We start from the raw sequence: 14,704 nt of genomic DNA, 5'->3' as shown, positions 1-14,704 counted from the left end.
CCGTGTCCAGGGTCAGGGCTCGGTGTGCAACCCGGGCCGCTGGTAGCAATCGGTTCGCGTGCCGGTGGTGGTCGGGACCTCCCGCGTCACAACGGTTATCCCGCCGTTCTGCGGGTGCCGGTCCCGGAGCGCGCGGGCTCGGGAGGGCTTGAGGGTGAAGCGGGAACTGGAATCGTTGCGCGGGTTCGTGCTGCTTCGAGGACCGCTTGTGCGACCACGACGGCGTTGATGCCATCGTGGAGAGGAGTGACGGTGGAAGGCTGGCCGAGGATGGCATCGCGGAAGGCTTCGTGCTCGCCGAGTAGTGGTTCTTTCTTGCGGAGGGCGTAGCGGATCATGTCGCCTTCGGTGACGCCGCGGAAGGCGGTGAGGGCGTCCCAGTGGTTGGGGGCACAGCCGTTGGCGAAGTAGGTGAGATCGCCGGTGAGGGTGTCGGCGACGAGGCAGCCGCGGTCGCCGGTCACGACGGTGGTGCGTTCTTTCAGGGGGGAGAGCCAGTTGACCAGGTGGTGGGCGATGGTGCCGTCGGTGAGCTGTCCGACCGCGGCAAGAAGGTCTTCGTGCCGGCGGCCGCTGCGATGCGTGGTGTGGGCGGCGACTGAGGCGTAGCGCTGGCCGGTCACCCAGGTTGTCAGGTCCAGGTCGTGGGTGGCCAGGTCCTGGACGACGCCGACGTCGGTGATGCGGGAGGGGAAGGGGCCGGTGCGGCGGGTGCCGATCTGGAAGACGTCGCCGAGGGCTCCGTTCTCAAGTCGGGTGCGTAGCGCGAGCAGGGCGGGGTTGAAGCGTTCGACGTAGCCGACTGCGCTGACGACCCTAGCGTGATCGAAGGCTTCGGCGAGGCGGCGTGCGGCGTCGGCGTCGGGCGCCAGGGGTTTTTCGATCAGGGTCGGGATGCCGGCGGCGGCGAGCCTGGTCCCGAGCTGCTCGTGCAGGCCGGTGGGGCAGGCGAGTACGACGTAGTCGACGCCGAGGCCGATCAGTTCGTCCAGGTCATCCAGTACCGGGATGCCGATGGCGGCACGGTGCGGGTCGCCGGCGGGGTCGACGGCGGCGATGAAGTCCACGCCGTCGAGCTGGCGCAGGATGCGGGCGTGGTGACGGCCCATCCGGCCCAGGCCGACCAGGCCCGCTCGTAGCCGATCGGGGGTCATGGCCGGGCCTGGCTTTGGATGGCCTCGGTGACCGCTGCGGCGATCCGGTCAAGGTCGGTGTGGGTGATGTCGGGGTGGACCGGCAGCGACAGGACCTGTTGCGCTGCGGTGTCGGTGTGCGGCAGGTCCGCTGCACACCGGTACGCCGGCAGGCGGTGCAGCGGCGTCGGGTAGTAGACCTCAGTCCCGACGCCCCCGTTGTCGAGGTCCTGGACGACGGCGTTGCGAGCCGGGCTGTCTACAGGGACGCGGATCGTGTACTGGTGGTAGACGTGCTGGGCTTCGGCGGCCACGTGGGGTGTGATCACCACGTCGCGCAGGGCGGCGTCCAGATGGGCGGCGTTACGGCGGCGGCTCGCAGTGAACGCGGGGAGTTTGCGGAGTTGTTCGCGGCCGATGGCGGCGGCGACGTCGGTCATCCGGGCGTTGGTGCCGACGATCTCGTGGACGTACCGGGTCCGGGCGCCCTGGTTGCGCAGCATCCGCAGGGTCTGGGCGAGGCTCGCGTCGGCGGTGGTGATCATGCCGCCCTCGATGGTGTGCATGTTCTTGGTCGGGTAGAAGGAGAAACCGGCCGCGGTGCCGAAGGTCCCGACCGGACGCCCGGCCCAGGCCGCGCCGTGGGCTTGGGCGGCGTCTTCGATCAGGGCGAGGCCGTGGCGTTGGGTGAGTGCCGTCAGACGGCCCATGTCCGCAGGGTGCCCGTACAGGTGGACCGCGATCACCGCGGCGGTTCGGGGGCTGATGGCGGCCGCGACGGCGTCGGGGTCCAGGCAGAAGGTGCCGGGGTCGATGTCGGCGAACACGGGGTTCGCGCCGGTGAGGCGGACGGCGGCGGCGGCCGCGGCGAACGCGAACGAGGGCAGGATCACCTCCCATCCGGTGGTGACGCCCAGGGCCAGCAGGATCAGCCACAGCGCGGAGGTGCCGGAGTTGACGGCCACGCAATGGCGGTGGTCGACCAGGGCGGCGAACTCCTCCTCGAACGCGGCGACCTCGGGGCCCTGCACGAGGTGGCCCGAACGCATCACCCGTACGGCTGCGGCGATCTCTTCCTCGCCGAGCTGCGGACGCGCGATGGGAATGAAGTCAGGCATGGCCGCCGCCCCCACCTGGTCTCGGCGGCTGGCGGACGCCGAGGCGGCTGAAAGGCGCGAGCGTCAGCCGCCGGGGGTGAGAGGCCAGCCGTGCTGCAGATAGACGGTTCGGCCGGTGGCCAGCGCTGACGCGCAGGCACGGACCCGCCGGGCCATGTGCTCGGCCAGCAGGTCGTCCCACTCGGCGGGGGCGGCCAGGCGCCAGGCGGTCAGTTCCCCGCTCGCCAGGTGCAGCGACTGGTCGGCCTGGGCGGCGGTCAGCGTCCCGCCGTCGAACAGGAAGTTCGCCAGCGCCGGGCGCCCGTCCGGTTGCGGCGGCACCCAGTCGACCACGAGCAGGCCACCGGGCCGCAGCTCGATGCCGAGTTCCTCCTTTACCTCGCGGTGCGCGGTCTCCCAGGGGAATTCCCCGTCTTCCATCGCCCCGCCGGGGATCTCCCAGGTGTCGTCCCGGTAGGCGGGCTTGACCAGCAGGATCCGCCCCTGCGGATCGTGCAGGATCGCTCCCGCCCCGGCGATGTGCTTGGGCAGGCTGGCGTAGTACTGCTCTGGAGGCAGGTGCATGCGCTGTGACGCTAGCGCGATGACGTGATCTGGGCGGGAAACCGGCGAGGTTCGGTGTGGCGATCATGCCGTCGACTCCTCCCCTGTCGGCGTTAAGGCGGACCCGTTCAGGGCGTAGCCGCGGCCACAGCCGCTGCAGCGGTGCTCGGCGTCCAGGGTGTGGCCGCAGACGCAGACCCATCCACATTGGCGTGCCGGGTTGCCGGCGACCAGCGCGTGCGCGGGAACGTCACGGACCACCACCGCGCCGATGGCGACCAGCGCGTAGGTTCCGATGGTGACGCCGGGAGCGATCACTGCGGCGGCGCCGATGGTGGCGCCGCGTGCGACGGTGACCGGACGGCGGGTGAAGTCGGCGGGGCCCTTGCGGTGTCCGCCTGGAGTCGTGGCGCGGGGGGCGGCGTCTTCGAGCAGCAGCACGCCGGGGCACAGCATCGCCTCATCGGCGACGTGCGCACCGAACACGCACGCGTAGTTCCCGACCTTGACGCGGTCCCCCAGGATCGAGCCGGTTCCGATGTAGGCGCCCTTGCCGAGCGTGCAGTCCGCGCCGACCTGGGCGCCGGCGGCGATCTGGGCCTGGTGCCAGAGCCGGGTCGCCTCGCCGGCCGTGCCGCCCTCATCGACCCAGCCGCTTGCGGGTGTGTTCATGCGGAGGCTCCTTGCAGGTGGTGGAGCAGGTCGGCGACCGTGCGCAGGCCGGGCAGCACGGGGTCCGGGATCTGTTTGCCGGTGGCGTTCTCCACCTGGACGGCCAGCGTGATGCGGTCGAGTGAGTCGAATCCCAGGTCGGTGAAGGTGGTGCGCTCGCTCACCTGGCCGGCGCTCGGGTGGATGGCGGTGATGACGTCGAGCACGACGCGCCGCAGGTCCTGGCGGCCGGTCATCGGACTGCCTGCGATCGCCGGGCCATCGCCAGCAGTGAGGGGATGACTTCGGGGACGGATGCGGCCTGCCACAGCCGCCGCATCGCCGCATCGCCGCCGGGGCCCTCGGTGAGCAGGGCGCGCAGGGCGAGGGCGGTGAAGGCGCCGAGCTGGGCCTCGGCGGACGGCGGAAGGTGCCCGCCGCCCTGCAGCAGGTGCTCGACCAGGCCGTGGGCGGCTCCCCCGGCGATGACGGCGTCCACGTCGGGCACCGGCATGGGTCGCAGCACCCGGTACGGGTGATCCTCCAGCGTGCCCGGGGCGGTGACCTCGTCGGCGATGAGCGAGGCGAGGCGAGGCGCCAGCAGCACACCGCACCGGTACGTCGCGGTGGCCAGCAGCAGCGACCGGTCGCGCGTGCGGCCGATGAGCGGCAGGTGATCCAAGGTGTAGGGGCGCAGGCCGACGCGTGGGGACACCAGCTCGGCGCCGCCCAGCCGGTAGTCCAACAGCCCGGTGGCATCCCCGATCAGCACGCCGAGCTCGTCCAGACTCGCGCGCCGGTCCGACTGCGGGTGCATCGTCAACCGGTTGGTGCCGCCCAGGTACAACGTGCCATCGACGCGTGGGACCAGGTGGACGCCGCAGGCGAACGCTGCGTTCGGGGTCCGGACCACGTGCGGCGACGCGATGGCCGGGGCGTGCAGCAGCGCGCTGACACCACGCCCGGCCAGGATCGGCGGTACCCCGATCGGCCGTCCGGCCTCGGGCAGCAGGGCCGGGATCGCCGCGCCGGCGGCCAGGATCGTCTCGCCCGTCCTCACTTGGGTCCCGTTGCTGCAGCTGATCCGCCCCGGGGCGATCGCAGCGGCCTGGGTGTCGAGCCATTCGGAGCGGGGATGGGCGGCGATCGCGGACGCCAGCGCCTCCATCAGGGCGGCGCTGTCGATCCGGGCCTCGGTGGGCAGCCACAGCGCTCCCGCCGACGTTTGTGGGACGACCAGGCCCGGAATGTCGGCGGCGTCGTGTGCTTCCGCCGGGTGCTCGGCCGCGCGGGCGGCTGCGGCGATCGGGTCCAGCCAGGCACGTCGCCCGGCAGGAGCCAGCACCCACGTGCCGGGTTCTGGGACCAGCCGCCGGCTCGCGTGCCCGCCGATCGTCTCCAGCCACGCGGGATACATCTCGTGCGCGGCCAGCCGCTCGGTGGTCTCCACGGTGACGCGCTGCTCGTCGTGGTGCGGTTCGATCTCGGAGAAGGTTGACAGCATCGCCCCGGCCGCCCGGGTGGCCTGCCCGTCGTGGTCTCCGCCGCGCGGGCCGATCAGCGTGACCGTCATCCCCCGCGACAGGAGTTCGAACGCGGTGGCCAGGCCGAGCACGCCGACGCCGACCACGGCCACGTCCCGGTGGTCACGCATGACGGCCACCTGCCGACGAGGCCGTCGGGGCGGGACGCTGGGCGGGGGCCTGGGCGTCGTAGGCGACCTTGGCTTGCGCCAGCCAGCGCCGGGTCCCGTCCGCCAGGCCGGACTGGTCCCCGAGCGTGGCCCGGCCGTGGGCGATCCGCTGCTGATCGGCGATCAGCAGCTGGCCGCGGCCCAGCATCACCGTCGTCGTGTGCCGGTCCAGCGCCGCGGCGAAGCGCTCCAGCGCTGCGGTGTGCCCGGCGTTCCGGTCATCGTCGAGCATTTTGGCCGCCCAGCGGATCCATCGCTGCCCGCCGGCCTCCTCCAGCACCGGGAAAGGCAGCCGCGTCTCCCCCACGCCGTGCAGGCCATCGGCGCGGCCCTCGAAGTAGATCGGCTCAGCGAGCGCGGCCCGATCGCTTGCGCCGAGCTCGGCGAGCGCAGCGTCCAGGTCACCGAGCAGGGAGGCGCCGCCGCCCGCCGGGTCCGCGCGCAGCACCAGCAGGCTGGTGTAGTCGGGGATGTGCTCGACGTTCGGCGCGTCGATGTGCAGCCGCTGCGGGCCGAGCCCGCCGAACGATGCGGCGTCGCTGGCCGGCGAGGACTCGCGTCCGATCCACAGCCGCCCGTCGGCGTCGATGGAGAAGAACGGCCGGCCCAGGGCGGCCAGCACACCGGCGGCGGCCCGTTGCAGGTCCTCATCGCCGAGGGTGTCCGGCAGCGCCAGCACCGCCCAGCCGGGAGTGGAACCGGCGCGCCGGGATACGCGTGCGGTCAGCGTGGTGATCAGCACGTGGCTCTGCTCGCCCGCCAGCACGCCGCGTGCGGCGGCCACGTTCTCGGCGCTCCACTGGTGGCCTTCGGTGGCCAGTGAACAGACGCTGGCGAGCTGCGCTGAAAGCGCGCCCGGCACGGGGACCAGATGATCTGTCATCGGCATGATGCCGCCCCTTCCCATCGGGATCTGCATGCCTCCATGAACGCCCGCACACACCGAAGACCCAAGAGGGCGTTGCATGAGGCGGCAGCGCCTTGCGCGTCATGCAAACGCCCTGGCCCCACCCGGCAACCCGCGGTTACGGTGAGGCAGGCATCCTTGCGCGCGGGGAGCATCCGATGAACCCACCTGGCCGCCGCGACGCCGGCGCGATCGTACGATCCGCCCGCCAGGCCGAGGGCCTGACGCTCGCCGACCTCGGCCGGCGGACCGGATACTCGCCATCCCAGGTATCCCGGTACGAACGCGGGATCGCACGTTTGACCGACACCGCGGTGCTGCGCCGCTTCGCCGACGCACTCGCCTTACCTCCACAGACCTTCGGCCTGCTCCCCACCGAACGCACCGGCCACGCCGAACCGATCGGCGCTGGCAGCGTGACCGGCAATGCCAGTGCGCCTAGGGTGGGCCAAAAGCCCCAGTGGGAGAAGGGTGACGACCCAGTGCGACGCCGCGAACTCCTCACCAGCGCCGCCGGGCTGGCCGCAGCCAGCGCGCTCGGCCTACCGCCCGCCGCCCGAGCGGCTCGCAAGACCGACCCGACGACCAAGCTGGAGGCACTGCTGTACCGGCACGTCGGCGACGCCGAACCGGTCCCGCTCGCGGCACTGCGCACCGGGACCAACCGGGCGCGCGGACTGTTCCAGGCCGCACGCTACGACCAGCTGTCCGCCGAACTCCCGCGCCTGATCGCCGCCGCGACCGCCACCTGCGATCACAGCGACGGCCAGGAGCGCCTCGCCGCGGACGCGCTGCTCGCCGACGCCTACATCCTCGCGTCCGGCTTCATGGTGAAGCTGAACGACGACCAACTCGCCTGGGCGACGGCCGACCGAGCGACCCAGGCCGCCAAGGCCTCCGGCGATCAGCTGATCCTGGCCGACGCCCGGCGCAGCGTCGCCACGGCGATGCGCCGCACCGGCCGGCCCGACCGGGCCCGTGCCCTGCTCATCACCGCCGCCGACGACATCACCCCCGGCCACGGCGCCGCGCCCGAGCAGCTGTCGATGTACGGGACGCTGTTGCAGGTCGCCGCCTACACCGCCGCCGTCGACGGCGACCGGGCCGAAGCCGGCGAGCTCATCACCGCCGCCCACGCTGCCGCGGCCCGGCTCGGCTACGACGCCAACCACCGGCATACCGCCTTCGGCCCCACCAACGTCGCCTTGCATCAGGTCAGCATCGCCCAGGTCCTCGGTGACAACGGCGCTGCCATCGCCCACGCCAAGGCCCTCAACCCCGCCGCGATCCCCACCGCCGAACGCCGGGGACGGTATTGGATCGATGTGGCCCGGGCCTGGCATCAGTGGGGCAAGCCCGAAGCCTGCTATCGGTCGCTGCTGGCCGCCGAACGTGCAGCCCCCGCCGAGGTCCGCTACCGGCCCCCGGTCCGGCGCATGACCGCCGAACTGCTCCGCGCCGACCGGCGCGGCGCCCTGCCCGGGTTGCGCGCGTTCGCGGCCCGGGTCGGCGTCCCGGCGTAACCGGCTTCGGCGAACTTCCGAGAATGACGCATCCTCAGAACTACACGCCCGGTCCCGTACCGCCCGCATCCAGTTCCCCGAGGCGAACGACAGATCCAACGACACGCCGTCGCGGTGGTCGGGGATGATGTCGCGGGTCTTGGCCCAGTACGTCACCGCGTGCAACAAAGCATCGACCACGCTGTGGTCTCGCTCTGAATGCGAATCGCCCCCGCCTGGAAACCTTGCAGGCTTCTTGGTGGGGGCGATCGCGGCGCTGGTGCATGCGCCTGGTTCCATAGCGTACGGGCTCAGCCTCGGTAGGGTGCGCCGCATGACGCAACCGCTGTTGGTTCTCACCGCCGTTCCAGATCGCGACGCCGGGATGGCGCTCCTGAAGTCGGCCGTCGCGAATCGTCTGGCCGCGGGTGGCCAAGTCGTCCACGCCTCGAATGTCTTCTGGCATCTGGGCGAGCTCGGAGCGGGGGAGGAGTGGCAGGTATCGCTGCGGTCCACGAGCGCCCGGTATCCCGAGCTGGAGGCGCACCTGCTGGAGCATCATCCCTGGACCAACCCGGAGGTCATGTACTTGGCGATCGGCGGCGGCTCGTCGGGGTTCCTGGACTGGCTTACGCGGGAGACGCAGCCGGAGCCGGGCACATCCTCTTAACCTGCGTCAGCACGTCGGCGACGGCGGCTGTGGCCGCGTGGGGGTGCAGCCGCGCCGCTACCGCTCGAATCCGTCGGCTTGGCCGGGCGGAGGCGACGTCGGCGCCGAGCGTTGTCGCGGTGGACAGCGTCTGCGCGGCGCGGTCGATCTGCCGCGCTTCGAGGTGCGCCTCGGCCAGCCAGGTCATGTAGAGGGCCTTGTCGCGGGCGTGCGCGTCGTCGTACCGCGCGAGCGCCCACTCCAGTGCGGGGATGGCGCGGTCGGGCCGCCGCAAGATCGTCCAGCATCGCCCGGTCATGATCTGTAGTTCGACGTCGTCGACCCACCGCGCCCAGTCCGGGTCGGGCGCGGGCCGCGCGGCGTTCAGCGCTTGGGTGGCGGCGTCCAGCGCTTCCTGGACGTTCCTGGTATGCGAGGGCCCGGCCATCGCATGCGCCCAAGCGGCGCGCTCGTAGAGCAGCGCCCGAACGGCGGAGGGTGTGCCTGGGTCCACGACCCGGCAGGCCGCGTCTGCCTCTTCGGTGCCGCGCTGGCCGGCCGTGACGCGGTGGTAGGACATCAGCGCCAGGGCGTTGCCCATCAGCGCCGTGTGCCCGGCCTCGGAAGCTGACGTCATGCTGTCGCGATAGTGGGCCCGCGCTGCCGCCATCTGCCCGGCGTCCAGCGCCGCCCATCCCGCTTGCTGCGCTTGCTCGGCCAGGACACCGAGCAGCCCACGCTCGGTCGTCTCGTTGAAGGTGGCACTCCGGAGGAGGTCTTGCGTGGACACGACCTCGGCGGCGTAAACGCGGTAGGTGTCGCTCCCGCCCAGCACGTCGTCCAGACGCCGCAGCCGCGCGGTCCGTCGACGCAGCTGTGCGACGTCGTCCGCGCCGATGACGCGGGGCTTGCTGGGCAGGTCGCCTGGATTCCATGGAGTGACGGCCAAGCCGACGGTAGCGGCGGCCCCTAGGAAGGTTCTGCGTTGCACCGGGTCATCCTCCAAACTCGCCGGGTCGAAGAGAGCGCGCTGGGAGATGCCGAGCGCGTCGGCGACCGCCCCCTGATATCTGGGGCCGATGCCGGCGCGGCCGCGTTCCCAGCGCTTCACATAGTCGACGAGAGTGGCGAGATCAGTGGTGAACTGCTCGCCCAAGGCTTCAGCGATCAGCCGGGCTAGCTCGCGTTGGGAGAGCCCACGCGCTTCCCGCTCGCTTCTCAGCCGCGCGCCGATGCGCGTTCGTTCTGCTGGCGTCATGTGTGCACCTCACGTGTCGCCGTGCCCCCTGGGGGGCACGCAGATGCCCCCCATTGTGCCCCTGCCGCCCTCACAACGCTTGCGGTTCGCTTGCAGTGACCGAACTGCTACCGACCAGGCGAGTGCATATGTACCCGAATCCCCACGCTCGCGGCTGGCGGCCGGACGCGATACCGCCGCAGCGTCTGGCGCCCCTCGATGAGACGGCTGCCGAGATCACCGCCGTGGACCTCCCGCGAACCCCTAGCCGGTCGGCACCGAACCCGCTTCAGGCCGCCACGGGAGGCGCCATCCGCAATGAGGTGAAGCCGCCGCTTCCCCACGAGCAGGTCGACTCGCGGGACGAGGGCCGGCCGTCTGGCTTGCGTGGTGACCCCTATCCCGGCGGAAGAGGCAGCGGCTATTTCGGCCGCGCCATCTATGTGGAGGGCGAACGGATCTGGCCGTGGTTCGGCGAGCTGACCGGAAGCTGGTGGGCCCTTGTCCCGCGGGAGGCGCGGCTGCGGGAGCACGGCGACCGTCTCGTGGAAGCGAGCACGGAGGAAGCACTGCACGCCAGGGTTTCAGCGGTCCTACATGAGACCGGAGCCTCACATGAATCATGGTGAGCCGGTGTCTCACCCGGCATCTGCGCGGATCCATAACCGACTGCTGGGCGGGAAAGATCACTACCTTCCCGATCGTCAGGTCGTGGAAGAACTGCTTAAGGTCATGCCCGCGGCTGAGGCCATCGCTGTCGCGTCGCGGAACTTCCAGTTGAGGGCGGTTGACTACTTGGCCCAGGGCGGGCTCCGGCAGTTCTTGGATGTCGGATGCGGGCTGCCGACCGGTGAGCCCATCCACAAGGTCGTCCGTGGAGTCGCGCCGAGAGCGCGCGTGGTGTACGTGGACAGCGATCCGATGGTGGCAGCCAGCACCCGGGCACTGCCTGCCTGCCGCGGCGGGCTGGGCGTCGTCGAGGGAGACATGCACGACCTCGACATCGTCCTGGCCGCGGCTTCCGACACTCTGGATCTGCAACGCCCGGTCGCGGTGCTGCTCGGGGAGGTGCTGAGTTCCACGGAGGCCGCCAGCGACATCATCGGCGGGCTGGTGGAGCGGCTATCCGCTGGAAGCCGCCTGGTCATCAGCCATCCCGAGGCTGGGCATCGGGAGATGGAAGCCGCCGCGCAGGTGTACCGGCGGATGGCAGGCCCGGTCTTCCTACGAACCGCCGAGGACTTGGCCGTGATGCTCAAGGGGCTGGACATCGTCGACCCCGGAATCGTGTCGGCCGCGAACTGGGAGCCGACGAGCTCCCTGCCGCGGTACCGATCGCCACTGCCCGTGCTGGGCGCCGTCGCGGCGGTGCCGGCATGACCGCCTGGACCCGGGGACGGCGCAAGCGGCCGCCTCGATGCGCGCTGCGCCGTCCCCGCCTAAACGTCGTTCGGCCGCCGGTCTATCGCCCCAAGTGTCCGGGTGGCCGCACGACGGGCGAAGCCCTGGCCGCGCACTACCTCCGCGCCTTGGCCGGGTGCTTCGCCGCATCGGGGAAGGTCGCGCGGCCACGGCCGCTACCTCGTAGCTGTGGCCGCGCGACATCCCAGATGGCCGCGTTGGAAGGCCGGTGGATCGCATGACGAGCGTCGATGTCGTCACGGTGCTACTTCGCTCCGGTCTGGCCGGGGCTGGCTGGAATCTGGTCGAGCACGACACGGGACACATGCTGGTGCGGGTCGATCGCAAGTGGCGTGGGCCGTCACCGCGGATCGTGGCGCGGCCGGTCGAGGGCGGCTGCGGTCGCCTGTGGTGGCACTGGACTGCGCCCCCTCCGATCGCTGGGGTCGCGATTGCGCCGGTGAACCACGCTGACCGCGCTCATCGGCTCGTCCTCAGCACGCTCGAAAAGTTGGGTCGGGCCGCAGACGCGGGCGGCCCATAGACCGCCGTGGCCTGGTCGGCTCGGTCGGTGTCTGCCAGGCCACGATCCACAGGGGCGTGCGTAGTCACACGTGCAGAAAGGGCCGTTCATCGGTCCGGTCTTGCCGATGGCCGTCGAGCCGTCGCACGGGGCCACTGAAGCCGGCGCTGGCGCCGATCCTCACTCGGTGTCCGGCGCTGGGTGCGAACTTCCCTGGCCGTTGGTTCGCACTCGCGGATGTGTGCGCAGGGCGGTACGCCTGGTCCTGCGCACACATCCGTCCCGGGACCTGTACGCGTCTTCGACTGGGTGAGTCGACTGGCTCCGTCTGCTGGAGGCGATGGGTCAGCTGATGGGGACGCGGCGCGGCCTAACCGCGCGGGGACGCGAGGAAATGAGTCCAGCGCCGTAAAGAGCCTCTGCGACTGCTCGGGCTCGGTCCTCGTTGTCCAGGGCCGGTGCCCAGGTCAGTGCATCGAGCGCCTGGGCGGCCACCAGGATCGCGCGGTTGAACGCTGCCGCGTCCGTCCGCGACGGGGAGATCGCAGGGCGGCGTGCTTCGCCGACATGCCGAAGGTGTTCGCCTTGCCCTTCGATGGGGTGATGGCATTTCGAGCATTCGTCGAACGGGGCGGCCAGGCGGCGAGCGGGATGGTCGAACATGCTGCGCTCCGTAGTTGTGCAGGCAACTACAGAGTACTCGGGCGAGATTGTGTCTCGCTATGGTTATTGGGCGCTGGGCTGCGGCGGTCAAGGCCGTCTAGCTCCGGGGGTACGGCACTGGCCCGGCCAGGGACCGTGACACAGCCCAGCGATTCCCCCTTTCGTGCAATGCGCCTAATAGCCGCAATAACCTATCTGGGTCCCAGTTGAGGGGCCCCTGAACCTACACTTCAGGGTGCGCACTCAGCTCGCAGACCGCCGTTTGTGTGCTGTGCATGGAACGTAACAGGTTCCGGTCCCTGCTTGCCTCCAGCGCGATCTCTTATCGATCTTTTTTCGATCTCCTCGTCAACATATTGAGAGGCTGCTCTCAGATCACCGCAGTTCAGAGTGGATCACTTGCGTTCTTTGGGTGGCCGGATCCGGCCATGCGACCCACATGTGCACTCTTCTGAGTCGCACGGCAGGTCGTCAGCGAGGGACTCGGTGCGCTTTCGTGCCACGGTGCAGACCCTCCGATTGTGCTGCCGATAGGTGTGGTCGACGGAGCCCTGGGGAATACCCCCTCCGCGTCTGCTTCGAGTGGCACTCGGCGGAGAGTCGCTCAACGTCTCCCCGGCTACGGTGCTCGCCTTCGCGCTCCTGGTTCGCGGATGGCCTAGGTCTCGACCGGCGACTCCTAGAGTTAGTCGTGAGCGCCGAGAGTGAGAGGAACACGCTGCACGCCGCGATCTCGAAGGACACGATCGCTCGTAGCGAATACCCCGCTGCTATCGCCTTTCGCGTTGGATCTGGTGCCACTTCTACTCGGCGCAGCTGATAGCCGCCCCAGTGCTGGTACGGCGTGCCCTTGCACTCTGGATCTCCGCCGGCCTGATTCGCTCCCGGTCGCCTGGTCCTGGAGGTCGGTGTGGGCGGGACCGTGCGCTGTACTATGAGGGCACTCTTCGGAGTTGTCAGGGCCGGTGAGGACTGTCACCCCGCCACGGTTGTGGTGGGACCCCCTCACCGGCTCCTTCATGTCTACGGGCCGGCGCTGGAAGCGAAGGTACCCCCGGCTGTCGCCGGGGGCACCTGATCATCAATCCTCGCCGAGACCGAGCGCGACCTCCGCAGCGGCCTGCTTCGCGCGGTGAATCAGATGCTCAAGGACATCCAGCTGCCACCCCAAGGGGTCGCCCGTCTGCTGAATGATCGCCGACATGTCCCATGCCGCGAGCCAGTCGAGGACTGCCATCTGGAGCAGTTCTTGGTGCCGCTCTTCGAGCGGCTGGCCCTCGATCAGCTCCAGCCGCACCCGGTTGAACGCCTTGAGGGCGTGGATCAACGCCTCGGGCCTCCACCTGTGGTCCCAGGCGGCCAGGCCGACGGGAACCGGTAGGCGGGCTAGAACTGCCCGGATGACGCCGTAGCTGGCGAGCATCTCCTCGAACAGGTCAAGCCACCGCTTGGCCTTGGCCTTTGCGCTGTCGTCTGCCCCGTTGCCCATAGGTTGGGCTCCCTTCTGATGGGCCAGAGATGGTGACGTGGGAGACGGGCGAGGTGCCCCCGGCTGGCTGCCGGGGGCACCGGACCGTTAGTCCTCGCCGAGGTCGAGGTCGAGGGCTACCTGTCCGGCGGCGTACTCCGATTGCCGGATCAGACGCTCCAGCCCGTCCAGCCGCCACCCCACGGGGTCCTTCGCGATCCCGGTTAGCGATCCCATGTCCCAGCCCAGAAGCCAGTCGAGGATCGCCTGCTGAAGCAGGTCCTTGTGCCGCTCTTCGAGCGGCTGGTCACTGATCAGCGCCAGGCGCGCGCGGTTGAGAGCTTGGAGCGCGCGGAACACTGCCTCAGGCCCCCCGCCCAGGTCCAAGTGGACGAGGCCGATGGGGAGTGGCAGGCGGACCAGGACTGCCCGGATGACGCCGTAGATGGCGATCAACTCGTCGGTCAGCTCGTCCCACCGCTTGTGCTCGGCATGGTTGTCTTCCACGTCTTGCCTTCTCTCTGGAGTTGTCAAGGATCACCGGCAGATTCCGGGACCCGCCGGGCCGGAGGGGCTGTCACCCCCGCTCCGTTCCGACATCACGAACACTACCGAAAATCCATACGTAACGCAAGGCTTTCCGTGTTATGGTGGCAACACCAGCAAAGACACGGACAGGAGTGACCGATGGACGCTTGGGCCGCAACCGTGAGCCTCAGAACCACCGGGCCGGCCGCGCAGGCCGCCACCGCGCCGTCGCTACCCGAGGGCCTGACCCTGGCCCGCCACGAACCCGAGCACGGCCGCGCCGCTGTGCAGCTCACCGTCCACGCGAACGACCTGCCCGCCGCCACCGCGGCCGCGACCAAAGCGGTCACCGCGGCGGTCTCCGACTGGCCGGGCGCGAGCACCATCGTGGGAGCCGAAGTCCTCCTCGCAGACGAGGCGGCGCACCTGGCCGCACACCCCGTTCCGCTCGACCTGGTCGACGACACCGGCGCGGCGGAGCTGCTGAGCGTCCGGCGTCCTCGAATCGCCGAACTCGCTGCCACGGCGCGCCTCGACTTCCCCCGCCCGGTCGCGGAGCTGACCCGGGGCCGCGTCTACACCACGGCGTCCATCCAGGCGTTCAACCGCCGGTGGGAACGCCGGACCGGACGGCCGCCCAAGAATGCGTGACCGGCGGCAGGGAAGCGCAACGACCCGCCTCCGCAGC

General features: G+C 70.5%; 15 protein-coding genes. 4 read left to right on the top strand and 11 right to left on the bottom strand.

The window, feature by feature from the left end:
* Positions 1-95: 95 nt before the first annotated feature.
* From ACQEU6_RS08500 to ACQEU6_RS08470, 7 genes are all read right to left on the bottom strand, one after another.
* On the bottom strand, positions 96-1,154 hold the full coding sequence (locus tag ACQEU6_RS08500; protein ID WP_499330365.1) for a Gfo/Idh/MocA family protein: 1,059 nt from the start codon (positions 1,152-1,154) through the stop codon (positions 96-98).
* The gene (locus ACQEU6_RS08495; RefSeq protein ID WP_499330363.1) at positions 1,151-2,251 is read right to left on the bottom strand and encodes a DegT/DnrJ/EryC1/StrS family aminotransferase; all 1,101 of its coding nucleotides are present in this window, start codon (positions 2,249-2,251) and stop codon (positions 1,151-1,153) included. Before ACQEU6_RS08495 ends, ACQEU6_RS08500 begins: the two co-directional genes overlap by 4 nt.
* Positions 2,252-2,314: 63 nt before the next feature.
* Positions 2,315-2,815, bottom strand: coding sequence for an NUDIX domain-containing protein (locus ACQEU6_RS08490; protein ID WP_499330361.1), 501 nt, complete (start codon positions 2,813-2,815; stop codon positions 2,315-2,317).
* A gap of 63 nt (positions 2,816-2,878) precedes the next feature.
* Positions 2,879-3,466 carry an acyltransferase gene (locus ACQEU6_RS08485; RefSeq protein ID WP_499330360.1) on the bottom strand — a complete coding sequence of 196 codons (588 nt, stop codon included), beginning with the start codon at positions 3,464-3,466 and terminating at the stop codon, positions 2,879-2,881.
* Positions 3,463-3,702 (bottom strand): acyl carrier protein, encoded by a 240-nt coding sequence (locus tag ACQEU6_RS08480; protein ID WP_499330359.1) that lies wholly within the window; start codon positions 3,700-3,702, stop codon positions 3,463-3,465. The genes ACQEU6_RS08485 and ACQEU6_RS08480 overlap by 4 nt, the downstream gene beginning before the upstream one ends.
* Positions 3,699-5,099, bottom strand: coding sequence for an NAD(P)/FAD-dependent oxidoreductase (locus tag ACQEU6_RS08475; RefSeq protein ID WP_499330358.1), 1,401 nt, complete (start codon positions 5,097-5,099; stop codon positions 3,699-3,701). Before ACQEU6_RS08475 ends, ACQEU6_RS08480 begins: the two co-directional genes overlap by 4 nt.
* Positions 5,092-6,057 carry a TauD/TfdA family dioxygenase gene (locus tag ACQEU6_RS08470; protein ID WP_499330356.1) on the bottom strand — a complete coding sequence of 322 codons (966 nt, stop codon included), beginning with the start codon at positions 6,055-6,057 and terminating at the stop codon, positions 5,092-5,094. Before ACQEU6_RS08470 ends, ACQEU6_RS08475 begins: the two co-directional genes overlap by 8 nt.
* Positions 6,058-6,203: 146 nt before the next feature.
* On the opposite strand from ACQEU6_RS08470, the gene ACQEU6_RS08465 reads away from it, so the two are divergent.
* Positions 6,204-7,568 carry a helix-turn-helix domain-containing protein gene (locus ACQEU6_RS08465; protein ID WP_499330355.1) on the top strand — a complete coding sequence of 455 codons (1,365 nt, stop codon included), beginning with the start codon at positions 6,204-6,206 and terminating at the stop codon, positions 7,566-7,568.
* A 313-nt stretch (positions 7,569-7,881) separates the two neighbouring features.
* Positions 7,882-8,217, top strand: coding sequence for a divalent-cation tolerance protein CutA (gene cutA, locus ACQEU6_RS08460; protein WP_499330353.1), 336 nt, complete (start codon positions 7,882-7,884; stop codon positions 8,215-8,217).
* Here cutA and ACQEU6_RS08455 read toward each other — a convergent pair.
* Positions 8,177-9,454 (bottom strand): helix-turn-helix domain-containing protein, encoded by a 1,278-nt coding sequence (locus ACQEU6_RS08455; protein ID WP_499330352.1) that lies wholly within the window; start codon positions 9,452-9,454, stop codon positions 8,177-8,179. The genes cutA and ACQEU6_RS08455 overlap by 41 nt on opposite strands.
* A gap of 576 nt (positions 9,455-10,030) precedes the next feature.
* On the opposite strand from ACQEU6_RS08455, the gene ACQEU6_RS08450 reads away from it, so the two are divergent.
* Positions 10,031-10,813 (top strand): SAM-dependent methyltransferase, encoded by a 783-nt coding sequence (locus tag ACQEU6_RS08450; RefSeq protein WP_499330350.1) that lies wholly within the window; start codon positions 10,031-10,033, stop codon positions 10,811-10,813.
* Positions 10,814-11,702: 889 nt separating this feature from the next.
* Here ACQEU6_RS08450 and ACQEU6_RS08445 read toward each other — a convergent pair.
* From ACQEU6_RS08445 to ACQEU6_RS08435, 3 genes are all read right to left on the bottom strand, one after another.
* Positions 11,703-12,020 (bottom strand): hypothetical protein, encoded by a 318-nt coding sequence (locus ACQEU6_RS08445; protein ID WP_499330348.1) that lies wholly within the window; start codon positions 12,018-12,020, stop codon positions 11,703-11,705.
* A 1,081-nt stretch (positions 12,021-13,101) separates the two neighbouring features.
* Positions 13,102-13,509 carry a hypothetical protein gene (locus ACQEU6_RS08440; protein WP_499330347.1) on the bottom strand — a complete coding sequence of 136 codons (408 nt, stop codon included), beginning with the start codon at positions 13,507-13,509 and terminating at the stop codon, positions 13,102-13,104.
* Between the two features lie 87 nt (positions 13,510-13,596).
* Entirely contained in the window at positions 13,597-13,995 is a 399-nt protein-coding gene (locus ACQEU6_RS08435; RefSeq protein ID WP_499330345.1) for a hypothetical protein, read from the bottom strand.
* Between the two features lie 180 nt (positions 13,996-14,175).
* Here ACQEU6_RS08435 and ACQEU6_RS08430 point away from each other — a divergent pair, with 180 nt between their 5' ends.
* A complete protein-coding gene (locus ACQEU6_RS08430; protein WP_499330343.1) occupies positions 14,176-14,667 on the top strand; it encodes a hypothetical protein in 492 nt (163 codons plus the stop codon).
* The last annotated feature ends 37 nt before the right edge of the window (positions 14,668-14,704 follow it).

The organism is Spirillospora sp. CA-108201 (assembly GCF_050936235.1).
GTDB lineage: Bacteria > Actinomycetota > Actinomycetes > Streptosporangiales > Streptosporangiaceae > Spirillospora.
The sequence above is the reverse complement of the archived record's forward strand: the minus strand, read 5'-3'. Positions and strand labels throughout refer to the sequence as shown.

Bases quoted from the DNA above. Each gene is read 5' to 3' on its own strand.
- ACQEU6_RS08500 (WP_499330365.1), bottom strand. From the start codon at position 1,154: ATGACCCCCGATCGGCTACGAGCGGGCCTGGTCGGCCTGGGCCGGATG.
- ACQEU6_RS08485 (WP_499330360.1), bottom strand. From the start codon at position 3,466: ATGAACACACCCGCAAGCGGCTGGGTCGATGAGGGCGGCACGGCCGGC.
- ACQEU6_RS08470 (WP_499330356.1), bottom strand. From the start codon at position 6,057: ATGCAGATCCCGATGGGAAGGGGCGGCATCATGCCGATGACAGATCAT.
- ACQEU6_RS08430 (WP_499330343.1), top strand. From the start codon at position 14,176: ATGGACGCTTGGGCCGCAACCGTGAGCCTCAGAACCACCGGGCCGGCC.
- ACQEU6_RS08475 (WP_499330358.1), bottom strand. From the start codon at position 5,099: ATGCGTGACCACCGGGACGTGGCCGTGGTCGGCGTCGGCGTGCTCGGC.
- cutA (WP_499330353.1), top strand. From the start codon at position 7,882: ATGACGCAACCGCTGTTGGTTCTCACCGCCGTTCCAGATCGCGACGCC.
- ACQEU6_RS08450 (WP_499330350.1), top strand. From the start codon at position 10,031: ATGAGACCGGAGCCTCACATGAATCATGGTGAGCCGGTGTCTCACCCG.
- ACQEU6_RS08440 (WP_499330347.1), bottom strand. From the start codon at position 13,509: ATGGGCAACGGGGCAGACGACAGCGCAAAGGCCAAGGCCAAGCGGTGG.
- ACQEU6_RS08465 (WP_499330355.1), top strand. From the start codon at position 6,204: ATGAACCCACCTGGCCGCCGCGACGCCGGCGCGATCGTACGATCCGCC.
- ACQEU6_RS08455 (WP_499330352.1), bottom strand. From the start codon at position 9,454: ATGACGCCAGCAGAACGAACGCGCATCGGCGCGCGGCTGAGAAGCGAG.
- ACQEU6_RS08445 (WP_499330348.1), bottom strand. From the start codon at position 12,020: ATGTTCGACCATCCCGCTCGCCGCCTGGCCGCCCCGTTCGACGAATGC.
- ACQEU6_RS08495 (WP_499330363.1), bottom strand. From the start codon at position 2,251: ATGCCTGACTTCATTCCCATCGCGCGTCCGCAGCTCGGCGAGGAAGAG.
- ACQEU6_RS08480 (WP_499330359.1), bottom strand. From the start codon at position 3,702: ATGACCGGCCGCCAGGACCTGCGGCGCGTCGTGCTCGACGTCATCACC.
- ACQEU6_RS08490 (WP_499330361.1), bottom strand. From the start codon at position 2,815: ATGCACCTGCCTCCAGAGCAGTACTACGCCAGCCTGCCCAAGCACATC.